This is a genomic window from Alcaligenes sp. EGD-AK7 (genome assembly GCF_000465875.3).
GTDB classification, from domain to species: Bacteria; Pseudomonadota; Gammaproteobacteria; order Burkholderiales; family Burkholderiaceae_B; genus Alcaligenes; species Alcaligenes phenolicus.
Genome location: NZ_AVOG02000012.1, coordinates 338255 through 355918, shown reverse-complemented (window position 1 = coordinate 355918; position 17664 = coordinate 338255). Strand labels below are relative to the sequence as shown.

General features: G+C 56.4%; 12 protein-coding genes. 3 read left to right on the top strand and 9 right to left on the bottom strand.

Annotated elements, in window-relative coordinates; translation table 11 throughout:
- Nucleotides 1–81: 81 nt before the first annotated feature.
- Nucleotides 82–1494: an Asp-tRNA(Asn)/Glu-tRNA(Gln) amidotransferase GatCAB subunit A gene (locus tag N879_RS10295; RefSeq protein WP_009459289.1), complete on the bottom strand. Its 1413-nt coding sequence runs from the start codon at nucleotides 1492–1494 to the stop codon at nucleotides 82–84.
- Nucleotides 1487–1669 (bottom strand): hypothetical protein, encoded by a 183-nt coding sequence (locus N879_RS10290; protein ID WP_003803240.1) that lies wholly within the window; start codon nucleotides 1667–1669, stop codon nucleotides 1487–1489. The genes N879_RS10295 and N879_RS10290 overlap by 8 nt, the downstream gene beginning before the upstream one ends.
- A gap of 350 nt (nucleotides 1670–2019) precedes the next feature.
- Between N879_RS10290 and N879_RS20060 the strand changes: the two genes are divergently transcribed.
- Together N879_RS20060 and N879_RS10280 are read left to right on the top strand one after the other, a co-directional pair.
- Nucleotides 2020–3189 carry a fimbrial protein gene (locus N879_RS20060; protein WP_128831652.1) on the top strand — a complete coding sequence of 390 codons (1170 nt, stop codon included), beginning with the start codon at nucleotides 2020–2022 and terminating at the stop codon, nucleotides 3187–3189.
- 160 nt (nucleotides 3190–3349) lie between these two features.
- Complete coding sequence (locus N879_RS10280; protein WP_082453639.1) at nucleotides 3350–4348, top strand: EAL domain-containing protein; 999 nt, start codon at nucleotides 3350–3352, stop codon at nucleotides 4346–4348.
- Nucleotides 4349–4380: 32 nt separating this feature from the next.
- Here N879_RS10280 and N879_RS10275 read toward each other — a convergent pair whose 3' ends face one another.
- The 6 genes from N879_RS10275 to N879_RS10250 all read right to left on the bottom strand — a co-directional run bounded on the left by N879_RS10275 (nucleotide 4381) and on the right by N879_RS10250 (nucleotide 15283).
- Complete coding sequence (locus N879_RS10275) at nucleotides 4381–5040, bottom strand: response regulator (protein ID WP_009459281.1); 660 nt, start codon at nucleotides 5038–5040, stop codon at nucleotides 4381–4383.
- 22 nt (nucleotides 5041–5062) lie between these two features.
- Nucleotides 5063–8206 carry a hybrid sensor histidine kinase/response regulator gene (locus N879_RS10270; RefSeq protein ID WP_021446927.1) on the bottom strand — a complete coding sequence of 1048 codons (3144 nt, stop codon included), beginning with the start codon at nucleotides 8204–8206 and terminating at the stop codon, nucleotides 5063–5065.
- 96 nt (nucleotides 8207–8302) lie between these two features.
- Nucleotides 8303–11065 (bottom strand): ATP-binding protein, encoded by a 2763-nt coding sequence (locus N879_RS10265; protein ID WP_009459279.1) that lies wholly within the window; start codon nucleotides 11063–11065, stop codon nucleotides 8303–8305.
- A 26-nt stretch (nucleotides 11066–11091) separates the two neighbouring features.
- On the bottom strand, nucleotides 11092–13767 hold the full coding sequence (locus tag N879_RS10260) for a fimbria/pilus outer membrane usher protein (protein ID WP_009459278.1): 2676 nt from the start codon (nucleotides 13765–13767) through the stop codon (nucleotides 11092–11094).
- A gap of 129 nt (nucleotides 13768–13896) precedes the next feature.
- Nucleotides 13897–14652, bottom strand: a complete 756-nt coding sequence (locus N879_RS10255; protein ID WP_009459277.1) for a fimbrial biogenesis chaperone — start codon at nucleotides 14650–14652, stop codon at nucleotides 13897–13899.
- 67 nt (nucleotides 14653–14719) lie between these two features.
- Entirely contained in the window at nucleotides 14720–15283 is a 564-nt protein-coding gene (locus N879_RS10250) for a fimbrial protein (RefSeq protein ID WP_009459276.1), read from the bottom strand.
- A 366-nt stretch (nucleotides 15284–15649) separates the two neighbouring features.
- Between N879_RS10250 and N879_RS10245 the strand changes: the two genes are divergently transcribed.
- Nucleotides 15650–16822, top strand: a complete 1173-nt coding sequence (locus N879_RS10245) for a fimbrial protein (protein WP_009459275.1) — start codon at nucleotides 15650–15652, stop codon at nucleotides 16820–16822.
- Between the two features lie 42 nt (nucleotides 16823–16864).
- On the opposite strand, the gene N879_RS10240 is transcribed toward N879_RS10245, so the two are convergent.
- Complete coding sequence (locus N879_RS10240) at nucleotides 16865–17485, bottom strand: hypothetical protein (protein WP_235484279.1); 621 nt, start codon at nucleotides 17483–17485, stop codon at nucleotides 16865–16867.
- Nucleotides 17486–17664 lie beyond the last annotated feature (179 nt).

Here is a 17664-nt window from a genome sequence, read left to right as displayed (position 1 = left end):
GAATCCCAAATTGGAGTTCTGGCTTGTGGTGTAAAAAACCGGCCCCGGCTGCCTATGCATACAGGTGGGGCCGGGGGTGGCTTAAGGCTTCAGAACGGGTTGGTGTCCTGCCAGGGGTTTCATCGCTTCTACGGCGTAGGCTACGTTCAGGATGCGTGCTTCTTCAAAGGCAGGGCCGATGATTTGCAGGCCTACGGGCATGCCGTTGGAGATACCGGCGGGCACCGTGACGGCCGGCAGACCGGTCAGGTTGCTGGGGCCGGTAAAGCGGATGCCTTCGTCGATGAAGTCCAGCGTTTTTCCGTTGATGTTGACGGTATCCACGCCAATGTCCGGTACCTGGCAAGGCAGGGTGGGGGCGATGATGACGTCTACGTCGCTGAAGGTGCAGGTAAATTGCTGTTTGAGGGCGCGGCGTACTTGCTGGGCTTGCAGGTAGTCGATGCCGCTGAACAGTTCGCCCAGTTCAAACAGGAAGCGAATGTCACCGCCAAAGTCTTCTGGGCGTTTGATCAGGTCCTGGTGGTGGATGGTCGCCGCCTCGGTCAGGCTGACGGCCAACTCGGCCCATTCGGAGTAGCGCAGGGCAGGCACGTTCAGGGGGATGACCTTGGCGCCCTGTTTTTCCAGGTCGGCCAGGCGGTCGCGAATGACTTTTTCAATGCCCGAGTCGACGTTCTTGAAGAAGTAGTCTTCGATGATGCCGATGCGCAGACCTTTGACGTTGCCGTTCAGAGCGCTCAGGTAGGAGCCGACAGGGACATTGGCGCAGGTCGGGTCGCGGGGATCAAAACCGGCAATCACTTCCAGCATCGCGGCAGCGTCCGCTACGGTTTTGGACATGGGGCCAACGTGGTCCAGGGTCCAGGCCAGCGGATAGACGCCAAATTTACTGACGCGTCCGTGCGTGGGTTTCAGGCCCACAATGCCGCAAGCGGCCGACGGGATGCGAATGGAACCGGCTGTGTCAGTACCCAGCGTGTTGTAAGAGCTGTGGGAGGCAACGGCAGCGCCGGAGCCACCGCTGGAGCCGCCGGGGACACGATCAGGGTTCCAGGGGTTATGCACGGCACCAAAGTGCGGGTTGTTGTTGTCGATGCCCCAGGCATATTCGTGCATGTTCAGCTTGCCGGTGAAGATTACCCCGGCATCGCGCAGCTTGGTGGCAACGGTGGCGTCGTCCTTGGAGACAAAGTCCTTGTGAATCTTGGAGGCCATGGTGGTGACCTCGTTCGCAAAGTAGATATTGTCTTTCAGCGCCAGGGGCACACCATGGAACACGCCCTTGTACTTGCCGGCCATGATGTCCTGTTCGGCTTGTTTGGCACTTTTTCTGGCCTGCTCGGCGGTGACGGAAATGTAGGCGTTGGTCTGTGGGTTCGACTTGTCGATGTAGGCCAGTAGGTTGTCGGTCACTTCGACAGGAGAAACAGCCTTGTTGCGCAGTTTGTCCGCCAGTTCAATGACGCTTAGCTCAAGCAATTCCTTATTCATGGTGATCCCCTCCGGCCAGGTGTTTGATAGCAAGGTCGGCATCGTCAATGGCGATGCCTTCCAGATTGCCTTTCATGGCTTGAATCTCGCGCCATTTGGTCTCCAGCTTGGCCAGATGTTCGGGACTGGGGTGTATTCCTTTTGCAGCCAGGGTGTCTTTGACACTTACAGTCATTTGTCCTCTCCTTATCGTTTTCAAAACCGTGCATGCGCCAATGACGCGCACAAAAAAAGCCCCACCCCTGGTGACAGGGAGTGAGGCTTTATTGCCTGCATGTCGCTGGCAACGTTGGCAGCGCATGCATGTGTTTTGGCAGACTCAGATGTCTGCTTTTTCAATCTACAAAATATTGATGCCTAAACATACTGGGGTTTACCAGAGGACGTCGAGGACGGGGAAAGCTCGTCGATTTTGCAGCTTTCCGGCCTCTGATCTATGCGCTTTAGCCGGCTTGATTCACAGATTTAGACAGTAGGTAAAAAGCACTATCGGAATAGTCTTATGGTTTGTTGGGGTACGAATGGGTGAAATTATATCTGGGTCTTTTTACATGCCTATTTAAAAAAGGTAATCCCGTGAGAAATAAAAAATTCAAAATCAAGTTGTGTTCAATACTGGTAGCCGGTTTTATTACCTGCTTTTCCATGAATGCTATTGCTCAAGCTAATGAGGATTGCCTAAGAAATACGGATTTGAATTTATATGACTGGAAAGTCCAGCCTTATGGAAATGGATTCCATAACGGTCAGGTAATAGCCTCGGCATTGACGAACTCGACATTTTATTATTCGGCATACGAACGAAAAGCCAGTGTGGATGCGGGGGGGCTGAACGGTGGTGATAACTTCTATAACGCTATTCCTATGCCCAAGACACCTGGTGTGGGAGTGCGAGTTTCCTGGAATGGATTTAATACTATTTACGCTTTTACTGCTTCTTCTGTCCGTCCTAACGGAACCCCGGTTTCTGTTCCTTATATGGGGAATATGTTGACTGGAGAAGGCCCCAGAAGCTACACGATTACTTATTATTTCAAATACGAAATTGTGGTGATCGATGCGGAGAAATATAAGGGCGGAAAACTGGAGGTCAGCAATGAGCAGGCTATTCGAGCTGTTGTTTCCCGGTTAGGTGCAAACGGTACGAGAACAATGTGCAAGAACGGAATGCTTGATTTGCTGACTCCCTTGGTCAATGGGGGGGGAATCCCCGAAATGCCCAAACCTCCAGCTCCTACCTGTTCGTCGGCGGACTTGAACCGGGTGGTGTCCATGCCGCCCATCACCCTCTCGCAGTTGGCCGCATATGGCAGCAGTCGCAGCGAGGGGAGGATCGCTGAACAGAACTTTGAACTGGTAGGCCGCGGCTGTCCGGCAGGTACCACGATCAAGGCCTTTTTTACCGATACTCGTGCCAGTTCGGAGTCCAAGAATTATTTGCGCTCTTCACATCCGTCGGTTGGTGTGCGTCTGTATCACCGGGATAGCCAGCAGCCAATCGAGTTTGGTCCTGCGCCTGTGGGTTCTACTTTGCCGGACCGGCCCCCCGTCGTGGAAGGGCCAACAAGCAGCTCTTTATCTGATATGCATTTGCCTATCACCGCCCAGTATGTGCAATTGCCCAATGTGCAAAGCGGCACGGTAACACCAGGCAGTTTGCAGGCCGAGGCCGTGGTCACGTTCATGTATGACTAGGCCTGTAAGGGCATCCGCTCATACAAAGAGCGGGCTGCACTGGCAAGGGCTGGGGTTTTCAGACTATTCCTAGGCCATTAGCCCGCAGGAAATCTTACGATCTCAGTTATCGATTCTGGCCTGGAAATTCCAGTCTGTTCATTGTTAGCCGGGGACATTCATGTTCGCACCATCCACTTCTCACATGCCACCTACGATGGTGATGAACTTGCTTCGTCAGCCTCGCTCGGAGTCCGGCTTGTGGATGCCCCGGCGCATTGTCCCTGCTGTCGGGCGTTCTGCTAAAGCAAGCGCAGCTCCGGTAGACAGCAAGGCCTTGAGCAGCCGCCTGGTCCGGCCTTACGGCTTTTCGGGCCGTAGCGGGTGCGCTCAGCCTGAACAGGGCGGGATGCTGATTACGCGGGCTGTTTTGCTCGATGCCTTGCGAAAGGAGCAGGTTCAGGCGTGGTTGCAGCCCAAGGTCTCGGTGCAGTCCCAGCAGTTGGTTGCGTTGGAGGCTCTGGCGCGCTGGCGTCACCCTCAATGGGGTGTCTTGTCCCCCGATGTGTTTTTGCCCTGGTTCAGTGAGCATGGCCTGGACGAGGCTTTGCTCTTGCATATGCTGCAAGAAGTTCTAGGTTTGCAGGCCTATTGGCGTCGTCAGGGTTTGTCGGTGCCTGTGGCAGTGAACCTGCCCACTCATTTGCTTGATGATGTCAGCCTGCCAGATCGTCTGATGGCCTGTGTACAGGAACAGCAGGGGCAGGCCAGCCAGATTACGTTGGAGTTGCTGGAAAACTCCAACACTCGAACGCCCTGCGCCTTGTTTTTAGGGGCTTCACGCCTGGTAGCGATGGGCTTTGGGCTGGCGCAAGATGATGCCGGGGTGGCCTACAGCTCAATGGAACGTTTGATGTCAGCCCCGTTTTCAGAACTCAAACTGGACCGGCAAAGTGTGAATGGCTTGGCGCACAGTCGCGAGCAAAGCGAACAGGTACAAGACTGGATCCGGGTGGCCAAGCAGCGTGGCCTGCGTGTTACCGCCGAAGGAGTAGAGCAGCAGGAGGATCTGGATTGCTTACGACAAATGGGCTGTGATTATGCTCAAGGCTATTTGTTCGCCAAACCCACACCCGCCTTTGAGCTGGATATGTGGATGCGTCAACGTTGGGCGACATGAATCAGGCATGCCCGGCCCTGCCTTGTGCGTATTCAGGAGAACAGGTTGTTCCGGGTACAGAACGCAATCAGGTCCTGGTTGTTATGCACGTTCAGTTTGCGCATGGCCGATGCTTTTTGGGCGCTGATAGTCTTGATGCTGCGGTTTAATTGTTCAGCAATGGCGCTGATGGAGTCTCCCATGGCAAACAGGCGCAGGACTTCAAATTCCCTTGGGCTCAGGGACTCCAGGCGCTCCTGTACCGAGCTGGTCAGCACGTCTTTGGGCGTATCTTGCTTGAAATTGGCCGGGTAGTACTTCACGCCCTGGCGCAACAAGTGCAGGGCGACCAGGACTTCAGAGAGCTCGTCCTGTTTGAGGACAACTCCTTGTACGCCAGCATCGTACAAAGAAGAAATAATCATGGGGTTGGACACCATGGTCAGCACAATCAGTTTGACGTCGGGAAAGTGGCGCCGTAGATAAGAAATGAAGCGCATCCCGTCGCCATACTGCTCATCGCCGGGCATGGAGTAGTCGGTAATGATGGTATCGGGCTGGTTTTTCTGCAGGTGCTCGACCAGCTCCGAGGGGCTGGCAGCTACGGCCTCAACGCTCAGGTTGATATCGCGGCCCAGCAGTTCGCGTATCCCCATCAAAATCAATGGGTGATCGTCTGCAATGATGACGCGCAGTTTCTGAATGGCGGGCATTCGGGTTTCCTTGCCTGTTTTGCTAGACTTGTTCAATCAGCTCGCGTAGTGCCTGGCACACGGCAGCGGCTGTATGAACTTGTGTTTCAGTTTGTTGAGTATTTTGCCTGAAATTCTGTTCCAGTTCTTTCACTCTGTCCGCGATTTCATGCAGACCCATTACCACCAGAGCTCCAGCCATGCGATGCAGGACGGCCTGGCTTTGCGCCGCGTTTTGCTCTTGCAGGGCTTGTTCCAGGGTCTGTAAATCCTTGCTCATGGTGCTGCGGAAAATCTCCCGATAGCGTTTGGGCACAGGCGAGGTAGCTAACGATTCCAGCAGTCTGCTCAGGGTGGTTAGATTCATGGGCTTGACCAGGCATGCGTTCATGCCGCTTTGCGTACAGCGCTGGGCTTCGTCGCGCATGGCGTTGGCGGTAATGCCAATGATGGGTGCGTTCATGCCTTGTGCACGCAGATGGCGTGCCAACTCGTAGCCCGTCATATTGGGCATATTGACGTCTGTCAGCAGCAAATCATGGTTGTTGTCATCCCACAGACTCAAGGCCTCTTCGCCATCTTGAGCCAGGGTTACCTGATATCCCAAACGCTCCAGCTGTTCACGCAAGGTCGCCTGATTGAGCGGGTTGTCTTCAGCGACCAACACATGCAGGCCAGGGCGGCTGGGGGGCTTGATCGCTGTTTTGGCGGGTGGCGTGGACCCCAGGATTTGTGACGGCGTGGCATGTTGTTGTGCCTGCCAGCGCTCCAGAGAACGAGCGATGCTTTCGGGACTGGTGCCATCCGCCTCGGGCAAGGTACTACTGCCATCGCGTGCCGAGACACTGAGGTAGGGGCCGAGCCAATGAGGTACCGGCTGGCTGCCGGGCATCATCACATCCAGCAATATCTCTTCGGCCTGGCCTGTCAGGGAGTCGCTGGGCAGCAGCGTTTGTGCCTGAGCATTCCAGCGGATCAGCCAACTGCAGATCGACTCGGACAATTCGGCATGGGGTGTTCGCACATGCAGCTTCATGCCATTCAGATTCGGGGCAGGGAGGGCTCCGGCCTCTGTGGGCCCTATGTCCAGGTTTAGCGTAAAGGAGAAACTGCTGCCCAAGCCTGGCTCGCTGGTGAGTTGAATCTGACTGTTCATCAGTTCGGCCAGACGGGCACAGATGGACAGCCCCAGGCCTGCTCCGCGTATGGTGTGCTCGCCCGCGTGGGCGACGTAGAAGGGGGTAAATAGCTTGTCCTGTCGTTCGTGCTCGATGCCCACGCCACTATCAGCTACCTGAAACAATACTTGCGCTTTGCCCTGGACAACCTGCTCAAGACGTAGCCGCACAATAATGTGGCCAGCCTGGGTGAACTTGACGGCATTGCTGATCAGATTGCTCAATATCTGGCGTATGTGCAACGGATCGCCCAGGACGCAACGGGGCACATCCGGGTCTACATGGCAAAACAGCAGCAGATTTTTTTGCTGCGCCATGGCGGTATAAGTGGCGGTGCAATCCTGGACCAGAGCAACCGGGTCCAGGGGGACAGACTGTACATGTGTCTGGCCCGCTTCAATCCGGCTGATATCCAGAATGTCGCTGATGATTTGCAACAACTGGCGCGAGGCCCCTTGAATTCGGTCCACTTGTTGATGTTGCTGGCTATTCAGCTCCGTCATGGACAGCAATTCCAAAGAGCCCAAAACCCCATACAGGGGAGTGCGGATTTCATGGCTCATGGTGGCCAGAAAAGCAGACTTGGCGGTACTGGCTTCATCGGCGGCGGCGCGAGCGCGCTCCAGTTCGCGCTGGATTTCTTCTTGTGCCGTCAGGTCCATCAATACACACAGCAACACATCCTGCTCGTGATAGCGGCTGGGTGCGCAGGCCAAATGCAGGCTGCGGCCATCTGCCAAATCTACTTTGCCCTCGGTCGCTTGCGGTCCTTCTTGCTGCAGCTCGTCCAGGGCTAAGGCCAGAGGAGCTTTCTCAGGCAAATTATCTCCGGCATCCAGTCCCAGCCATTCCAGTGCCTGGGCATTGCCAAAAATAATCTGCCGCTTTTCTTTGCTGATGACGCACAGGGCTACCGGCGAGGTATCGATGATGCTGCGGTTAAAGTCCCGGCTTTCCAGCAGCGCTCGTTGGGCCTGGCGAGCTGGTTCCACTACGCGGCGTCCGTACCAGCGCGCATAGGCCACGCCGCCAAGCAAACTCAACAATAAGAATGCCACGGTGCCCAAGGGCACCCAGGTGCTGTTCAGCAACTGGCTGGGGCTGATCAGGTAGCGCCCTGTCCAGGTGCCGGAAGGGTCGCGTACTTGAAAGGCCAGGCCCTGCAGGCTGATGCTGAAACCGTCGTGCTGCAAGTTCGGGGAGTCGTTTTTACCGATCAGCAAGCCCTGGTCGGCATGGTGCAGCCAGAACCGATAGCCGACAGGCGCTTCGGATTGATTGAAAAATTCACGCAACCTGCCCTTGTCAAACAGACTCATGGCCTGGAATCGGGCAGGGTCTGCACCCGGTACGGGCAGGCCGGGCAAGGCAATCGGGATGATGCCCAGCATATGCAAAGGGTGGTCGGGCAAGGAAACCCATTTCACGGGCTGCGGGCCGGGTAAGGGTGTGCTTGAGGGTTGAATATGTTCGCGTGCTTCCTTGTGCGAGGCAATGGGCAAGACCGTATCCGTGCGGGAGGACTCCAGCTCCGGAATGCTCAGGCTGTCCTCCATGTCGGGATGGAACAGGAACAAGTAGCCGGAAGGAAAATAGGATCTGGCCCAAAAGGAGGCAAAACTGTCGGCCAGATCGGCACCCAAGGTTCCGTAGGCCTCTTTGGGGGCACGGCAATGCTGCTCGCAAATCATGGAAAAGGAGACACTGGCGGTGGGTCGCCAGATATTGACGGAGCGGCCGCTTTCTACCGGCGGCGGTTCCGGCTCTGGCCCTGCCTGCAGTTTGGCAGCATCAGCCTTGAGCTGCGCTAAAAATCGTTCCTGTTCGTGGATATAAGCTACCGTCACGGCGAAATCAGATTTCAGACGATGGCGCTCCTGGCTGAAAAAATGCTGCCCGCCTACGAGCAGAGCGCCCAGCAAAATGAAGGAGACAGGAATAACGCTGAGCAATAGCCGTGTGTGTCCACGCGAGCGCCGCGTCATACGATTAAAAGGTGAGTTGGCCATGGTTCTCCGTGAGGTCGCCGTGTTGGGCAATTCCTGCCGTATCATACCGTCCCGCGCCGTGGTCACGACGCAGCAATTGCAGATGGTCGGATAGGTCTAGAGAGTCGCAGGCTGCAGGCTGTCGCGCAAGGCGGCCATGGGCAGAGGTTTGATCAGCAGGGCATCCATGCCTGCGGCGGACCATTCTTTGTCTTTGTCCAGAATGGCATTGGCGGTAATGCCAATAATGCGTCCCTGGTAGCCTTCCGCACGCAGGGCGCGGGCCAGAGAGTAGCCATCCATGCCGGGCATGAACAGGTCGGTAAACACAATATCAAAGCGATCTTTGTTGGCCAGGGTCAAGGCGGCTTCGCCACTGGCTTCCAGATGGGTGGTGCAGCCCAACAAGGTCAATTGCTCCTGAAGAATCTGCCGATTTACCGGGTTGTCGTCCACCACCAGTACACGTTGCGTGCGTAAGGATGGATTTAACGCTTCCTCGGCTGGTTGGCGGGCGCAATCCAGCGCTTGAGCCTGCTGCACCGCTTGCATGATGTGCTCCATAGCGGTCGAGGCAGTGTAGAAATGGTCCGGGTTATTGGCTTGAGTGCTCAGGGTCTGGATATTGGGTTGAACCGTCACCTGGCGGCCTGTCCACTCTGCTGTGCTGGTGGCAAAAGACGGCCAGCTATGCACCAGGACTGTGCCCGGTTTGGCAGCTTGACCGGTGTAGGGCAAGGCATAGGCACCCCAATGACGGAGCCATTTGCTGACGTTGGAGACGATTTCCGGAATGTCTCCAGTAACATAGACGGGGCGGAACGCCAATTTGGACTCGGGAGTCGGAGCTGTGCCGGCCGGGGAGGCCACAGGCAGAATCACTTCGAACGTGATACTGGTGCCCAGGCCCGGTTCACTGACCACGGACAGAGTGCCGCCCATCAGGCTGGCCAGGCGCTGACAAATGGGCAAGCCCAGACCCGTGCCAGGCTGCTTGTTGGCACCACCTTCGTTAAGACTGAAATAGGGCAGGAACAGTTTGGGTAAAACCTCTGCACTGATGCCCTGTCCGGAGTCCGTAATCTGAAAACGCAAGGCCAGACGGTTACCGGGCTGGGGCTCGGTATGCAAACGAAGCACCACATGACCGGACGTGGTGAACTTGATGGCATTGCTGACCAGGTTGCTCAGAATCTGGCGAATTTTCAGAGAGTCTCCAATGATGGGGACTAAAGCCCTGACAGGGGTGATGGAATACAGCAGCAAGCCCTTGTTCTGCGCGGTGGCAGCAAATGCCGCAATAATTTCATCTACCTGCTCCTGCGCACAGAACTCACGCGGCTCCAGGCTGACATGGCCCGCTTCAATACGGGACAAGTCCAGCGACTCACCCACTACCCGGAACAGCGTTTCGGCCGAGCGGCGCAAGGTGTCCAGATAGGGCGATGGGTGCTGCTGGTTTTCGGACAGCGACAGCAGTTCCAGCGTACCCAGAATTCCGTAAAGGGGCGTGCGGATTTCATGACTCATGGTGGTCAGGAATTGAGTCTTGGCGATATTGGCATTCTCGGCCAGTTGGCGAGAGTGGCGCAGGGCCGCTTCCTCGGCTTTTTCAGTGGTGACGTCAATAATGGAGCACAGGGCAGCCCGATTGCCACGGTAGTTCAGGCTGATGGCATGCACACGCACGCTGCGGCCATCTTTCAGCGTGATGTCGGTACAGGCGCTTTGATCGTGCTCACCTGGCAAACGTGTGCGCCATTGCTCATCATCTTGCATCCAGGTGCGTGCCTGCAGGTTTTCCTGAAAAACCACCTCACCTTGGGCGTCGACCAAGGCCAGGCCGACAGGGGCCATGGCGACCAGTTTGCGATTCAATGACACGCTATCGACCAGACTTTGTTGCTGCTTGCGGGCAGGCAGCAGCAAGCGACGCCGGATCAGGCAGGCGCCGACCAGGACAACGGTGGTAAAGACCGTGAGGGTGAGCAAAGCAGTGATCAAGGCGTTGCGACCGTCGTGCAGTAACTGCCTGGTTGGCAAGGCGTAGAGCACTCGCAGCCCGCCTGTTCCAATGGATTTGCTCAGGATGATGTGTTTGGGCCAGCCTTTGCCGTCAAAACCAAAATAGTCCTGTTGAACCCAGCGCAACTCTGACGCATCGGGCGGGGAGCTGCTGTACAAGACAGCTTGCCCGCGTATATCGAACAAGATGTATTCCGTGCCGGGTGGTGGTGGCGTCAGGGTCAGGGCACGGTCGATATTGTTCAACTCAAGGCCTAACCAGGCTCCTTGGCGATCTTCCCGGTCTATCGGTGTGTAAGCCACCAGTTGAGAGAGAGTGTCATTGTCCTGATGTAACCAGAGCACAGGAACTTGACGGGCGTGGGGTTTTTTATTGATGGTGCTAAGGCGTCTGGCCAGCGTATCCACCTGTGGTTCCCAGAACAGACGCTGACCATCGCGCTCCAGACGGTAGTCCCGGGCAGGATCCAGCTCGCTGTATCGCAAGGTGCCTGTGCGATGGATGGCATTCCAATGGCGGCGTGTCAGTAAAAAGACGTAGTGATCGGCTGAGCCATTGTTCGGGGTGTCGAGCGTTTCCAGGTTTTGTCTATTGGACGAGAGCTGCACGGTGTCGGGAGAAACCGCTGCTGCGGCCACGGCGCGCAGCAGGACCTCACGCTGGTCAAAAAATAATTGGGCGTGGTCGGCAGCACCGTTCAGTTGCCGACGGTACTCGGAAATCAGGTGCGTAGCCGATGCATACAGATATGCCCCGGTGCCCAAGGAGGCACACAGGATAAGGATTAAGGACAAGGCACCCAGCAAGACGCTGGGAAAGCGAGGAACCTGCATGCAGGGCAGGTTCTCTCGCATGGGGCTGCCTCTTAGCTGAACGGGCTTCATACTGTTCCGTCCTGGCTTGCGCCTTGTTTGGCCAGATCGCCGGGCAGCATGGGATCGGGTTCACGCTTGACACAGTTCAGGCGAAGCAATTGATAGTTCAGGCTTTCGGCTTGTTCGGCCAGCTCGTAGCGGGCGCGACACAGCTGACCATTACGGCTGATATCCAGATAGCCGCGCATTTGTTCAGGGGAGACCATGGTCAGGATACGGCCACGCGGGTCGGTCATGCCCAGTTGCTGGCCGGCGGCATCCCGCACCATGGCGCCAAAGGGCAACGCTGCACCTTGCTCATCGCGCAATTCAAACTGTACGCGGTAACCGACTTCGGCCTTGAAAGTAGCCAGGGCAACCGCACCGCGGGTAGGGACGATTTGCTGCACGGCGTTGTCGAATTCGGCATTGCGCGGGGCGTTGCGTGTATCCAGGCTGACGTGGTTGCTGCGGTAGGGGGTGGCATTGGGGATGATGGCGTAGCCGTTCGAGCCGGTCTTGACACCGGCGTGGCTGGATACGCCTACCCCGGCTACAGGCGGCTCGACTTTGGCCAGCATGATGGTCTCGCCCAGCGCCTGCCCCAGGTTTACCCCACCGCTATGCGCGACAAGCGAACCATTGGCCGAGAAATTGCCGGAGCTGTGCTGACTACCATAGGAGTAGCCGGCATTCATGCGGGCAAAAGAGCTTGCTGTTCCCACGTTGACCGAGGCGCTGCTTTCACCGGTAGCACTGCGGCCACCAGCGACGGCGTAGCTGATCTCGCGCTCGGTAGGCAGCAGGCCGCTGGCACCGGCCTGGACAGCATTGCCACTATTGTCGTGGCTGACCGTGGTGAAGCTTTGCGGTGCATTTTGTCCGCTGCCCAGAGGAATGCTCAGAGTCAGCATGACCGCGTTGTCGTGCGAGCGCGAAGGACCAAAGGAAGACTGCAGGTTGCGGGTACGGGTGTACGACAGGTTGTAGTTCACCTTGCCGATATGGTTGCTGTAGCCCACCGACAAGCTGTTGGAGGAGTTGTTCTCCCAGTTCTTGTTGTAGGAAGCGCTCAGGTACAGATTGCCACCGCCTACGGGTTGGCTGATATTGGCATCGATGCGCTGGCGCGAGTCACGTTGACCGTACAGGCGCAAGTGCGCTGGCGCCTCAGTAGCGGTGACGTGATCGGACAGGGTGCGATAGCCACGGCTCAAGTCGTGACGCATATTGATGGACACGTTCGAGCCGGTAGCCTCGATGAACTTGTTGTAACGCAGGTTCATGCTGGTGCCCTGGGATTGCTGGCCCTGGACACGACTGGTGGAGCGGGTCGCATCCAGCGAGACCGCACCCAACTGGGTGTTCATGCCGACCCCCAGGGAATAGGCATTGAAGTCTTTGGACACCTGCACCCCGGCGGCCAGGGTGGTGTTGGCGCTGACGCCATACAGCATGGAGCCGCTGACAAAGTGGGGACGCTCCTGCATTTCGTCGTTCAGGCGCAGTTGACCGGCGGCGATGTCATAGCTCAGGCGGCCTTCACGCACCATCAAGGGCGGTGCAGAGAATGCCTGGCGCAAGATGCGACGCGAACCATCGGCTTCGATAATGGTGATTTCCAGATCACCGTTCGAGCCCGAGGGCGCCAGGTCACTGATGGCGAAAGGACCGGGGGCGACGTTGGTGGTGTAGATCACATAGCCGTTCTGGCGTACTTCCACCGTGGCATTGCTTTCGGCCGTGCCACGGATAACCGGCGCGTAGCCCTGCTCGCTGTCGGGGCGCATGGCCTCGTCCGAGAGCATCTGCACACCCATAAAGCGCACACTGTCAAACAGGGGCGAGCGGGTATACGTCTGCCCGGCCAGCAACTGGCTTTTCAGGGACACGATATTGCGCTGGGCATACGTGTTCTGGCTGGTAAAGGAGCTGGAACGATTGGTGCCCGAGGTGTAGTAGGAGTTGTTGCGTATGCGCCAGGGGCCGATGTTCACACCCAGGCGCAGGTCTGCACTCAGGTGGTTGGTGGCGGACATGCCTTTGCTTTGATCGCGGCGCACATTGACACCGTAGTTCACAAAGGCAGCTGTCTGGCCTTCGTCCCACAAAGAAGGATCAACATAACCGCGTTTGCTGGGGCTCAGGTAGATCTGCGGGATGCTCAGCAGCAGACGCAATTGGGCACTTTCGTAGACCACGGTGGCGTCAGGCACAATTTCGGGCAGACGCAAGCAGGTGGACTCGGCCGACACGGGAGCGGGCAATTTGCTCAGATCAATCCCGATCTGCTCGAGCATCTCCTGGTCAAAGCAGGGCTCGTTTTCGTCCGTACGCGGGTTGCGTTTGAAGGTGATGTCGCGTCGTCCGGTACGCTGCTGGTTCACGTACAGGTCCACGCGCTGTACGCCTTCAGCGACGTTGCTGCTCGAGAGCAGGGTACGCAAGTCAGCAGTGGAGGCGTTGCCTTGCAGGAAGGCCATGTTAAATGCCATGGAATCGCCGCTATCCAGAGCAGCAACTTGTACGGGCTCAGCCTTGTTTTCTTCGGGAGCGGGCACGGTAACGGAGGCGGTCGTCTGAGCCTGGGCAGCACAAGCTGCAAATACCATGCAGGGCAGCAAGGCAATCCGCAACGCGGCCAGTGGCTGGCGGCTGATGGGATGAATGCGATGGCAGAACAGATGGTTTTTTGTGAACATGACTCTGCACCCAGGGGGCGTGATTGACGATTTGAAGACGTGCAAGGGCTCCTGCTACTGGCCGGGTGCCAGTAGCCGAAAGGGTCAGACGTGAGAAGCGGGGAGTGGGCGGCGGGTCGTGCCGCCGGCTTACGGAGTGTCCGAGCTCAAGGCGCGGGCCTGAACTTTGCTTTGGCCGTTCAGGCGAACTTCATAGGGATCGGCGCTGCCGTAGTCACTGATCGCACGAAACTGCAAGGTGTCTTGTGCGCCGGAGCGACCCAAGGGCACGCGGCGGGTCTGGCCAGGGGCAATCATGCCGGGGTCTTCCATTTCCTGGCCCTTGGCATTGCGCAGGGTGGACATGGACACGTGGTAAGCGCTGGGGTTGTGGATCTCCAGCATAGGTGCGCCCTGAGCGTTGACCACGGACCACTGCAAATCGACAGGGGCCTGGGCGGCCGAACCGGGCAAGCCGTCAGGACGGAAAAATAATTTGATGCGTTGGCGAATGGCTATCTGCAGCTGATTGTCTCCGGGACTTTGTTGCGGGATTTCCTGGATGTTCAGCCAGAGCACGGTTTCGCGGTCACGAGGCAGGCCCTGGTCACCGCCGGCATAGAGCACACGCATCACTTGCTGGCCGTTAGGGGCAACTTTGACCAGTGCAGGGGTAATGGCAAAGGGGAGTTCTGCTTGATCGTGATCGGTATTCGTTTCCAGCCAGGACTGAACCAGGATGGGCGAATTGTCGTTGCGAACCACAATGGACGCTTCTTGCTGCTTCTCGGGCAGGATCAGGCGGGTACCGCTCAAGGAGATGGATGCCTGAGCCTGGTTGCTCAATAGCGCAGCGCTCAGGGCCAGACATCCAAAAGCCAGTTTCTTGAAAGTTAAGATGGACATGGTTCATTCTCCTTGAGGGGTTAGTTCTGGCGAAAGGGATCACCCTTCGCCAGAGGTTCAGGCAGTCTTATTCGTAAGACAGCTCGTAGGCAACGGTCGCGTTGGCTTGGCCACCGACAACATCAGCAACTTCAGCACCGGCCTTGCGGGTGTAGTAGGCGGTCAGAGGAATGTTGATGGCGCCGTCAGCGTAAGGAGCTTCCAGCTTGGCGGTGCCGCTGGTGAAGTCCAGAATGGTTTGGTCGCTGACCAGCATGATCTGCACGTTCTGGGCGCCGCCAGTGACAGCAATACCCTTGCCGGAGGTCGCGGTAGGAGCCAGCTTCAGCTCAACTTTGGTGCCGGTGGCACATTCGATCTGCATATCGATGTTCTTGGAGATCGAGGTGATGCCGCCTGCGGAGGTAGCGGGCGTCGCTTCTGTACCCAGAGTCTTGGCCGACACGGGGCCCATATCGACCAGCATGTTGGCACCGGAGCTGGAAGCACCAGGAGAACGCACGGTGCAACTGTCAGCGTTGATGCTGCCTACAAAGTTGATGTTGCCGCGGGCACCGATAGTGGATTCGGCTTGAGCACCGGCAGCAGCAAAAGCGGAAAGGATAGTGAGGCCGAAAAGGATCTTTTTCATGATTGATTTGACTTCCGATTGTTGGACAAACGAAGCAACCTTGTTGTACGCCTTGGGGCGCTCTAAGGTTCCCAGGAGTGTGCTCTGTTTGGGCACAATTGAAGTTTAGGAAATCAATCGGGGAAAAGATTTAGGACTATTCTTAAAATGCAGTCCTATTAATTGAGAATGTTTTTTTTAATTGTTTTGTTCTGTCAAGTGGCTTGTTTGCTTGGTTTGCAATTCTTGACGATTAAGCTTGATTGGGTTTGAGTATCAATTAAGAGCGGAAAAATAACTCTAGGAATAATCTTAAATAATTGAATAGACTGCGCTTTTAAAATTTCATCATTAATTGGCCCCGATAGGGGTTGGAAACGAATTTTGATGAATGAGATGCGTGATATGTGGAACCGTATATTCAGGAAACAGGAGTTTTCCCGCCAGCGATTCGTGTGGGCTAAAGCATTGATGCTGCCCATTGCCTTGCTTGTCGGGATGGGCCAGGTCCAGGCTCAGTCAACGAGCTGTTTCAGGTCCCGAGACCTGACGGCACGCTCAAGCTGGAGCATGGCCCCTAGCGGCACCGTCTTTAAAAATGGCGATATTGTAGGGCGTACGTCTGCCTATGCTGAGTACTACATGCCCATTGCCCACGGCGAAACAGTGGATGTCTATGCAAGCGGGCAGATAGTGGATAACGCTTATCAAGCAGTTCCCTTGAGTGGGATGCCAGGGTTGGGTTTGGTCGTTCGCTGGGCGGGGTACGCCTCCACTGTCTCTTTGACGCCAATCGGACCAAGTGCTCCGCAGGGAACGATTATTTCCAGTAGCCCGTGGATTTCTGTGCTACGAGCGCGAACAACGGCCAGTTACACGCTGGCCCAGTTCTACAGTTTTGAACTGGTGGTTATTGATGACAAGGTATATAAAGGCGGCAAACTGACCTTTACTGAAGCCAATAAAGTCCTTGTTATGACAGCCAATCAAAAGGGCACGGCTAATGCACAGCTTTGTATTAATGGGTTCGTGGACCCCATGGCGGCTTTGACCGGCACCGTGCAAGTGCCTGAGTTGCCTAAACCTGCCTTGCCCAGCTGTAAGTTCTCGACCAGTACCTTGACTCAAAACGTGGTTCTGGGACCCGTTGATCCCGGCCAGATTGTGCCTGCAGGTGCAAGTCGCTCTTCGGGTGCGGCAGGGCAAGCCCATTTCTTGATTGAGGGAACGGGGTGTACCAAAGACACCAAACTGAATATCTATTTCACCGACACCAGGGATAGTGCAACGAATAAAAATTATTTGCTCTCAAGCAACCCGGCAGTCGGGATACGTTTGTTTCATCGCGGTGAATCTGACCCCCTGCCTTTTGGTCCTGCGCCTTCAGGCTCCTGGGTGCCGTCGCGTTATGCGCCTTCTGTAGGGCCGGCTCTGACGGATGGTGCTGTACTGTCTACCGGTTTTACCGCTCAGTATGTACGGCTGCCCAATAAAACCGAATCAGATGTCAGACCGGGGCCTTTGGAAGCGGCTGCAACTTTTGTGATTGTGTATCCCTGATACGCAGGAAGAAAAAAGCGGAGCCAAGGGGCTCCGCTTTTTTTATTTGCTGGTGGCGGGTTCCTGCCAGCGTAAATAGGCATTGCGGGTTTGGGTGGACACGGACTCCAGCACCTTTTGATGTGTCACCTTATGGCGTGCCAGCAGGCGTGCATCTGCCACTGTTCGGGATTTGCAGAACCAGTGGCAGCTGTGTTGAAACAGGTATAGCTCGGCGGACAGATGAAAGGCCCGGCTTTTTGGGTCCAGCTGTTCGGGGTTGTCCACCATATGACGCAGCCCGGCAGCATGAATCTGCAATAGCTGGCGGAAGTCGCGCGCCATGGAGGGGATGATGCGTTCGGCATAGGGCACGCAAAAGGGCAGTATGCCTACTCGGGTGTTTTCTGCTGGTTCTTTTTGCAGAAGGTCGGCCAGGGATTGAATCTGGGTGGCTACCGCGTTTTCGGTCTGGGCAAACATCTCCAACACCTGTAGTTGGCGTGAGGGGTCCTGTTCGCCAATCGCGCGGGTATAGCCTTCCGTCAGCGTTTCCATATGGCGTTCCAGCTGGAAGCTGCTCAAGTGGCGACCCAGCAAGATAATGCGTCCGCGTTGATACCGTGCCCGCACAAAGTGCAGGGCTATTGCGGCGACCAGAAGAAGAATTACTGTGTCCATCATCCGTGTTTCCGTGCAGGGCCAGGCACCTTGTTGTTTTCTGCTGCAGCGCCAAGCCTGGCTATAAAAATCTCGGCTGCCAAATAGCAGCCGGCCATTGTATCCCGCCATTCTTTATTCTTGTTTTCATTCTTGTCGGGGATTGCCACCAGTGAGGCCAGGTGGATTGCACAGACGGAAAT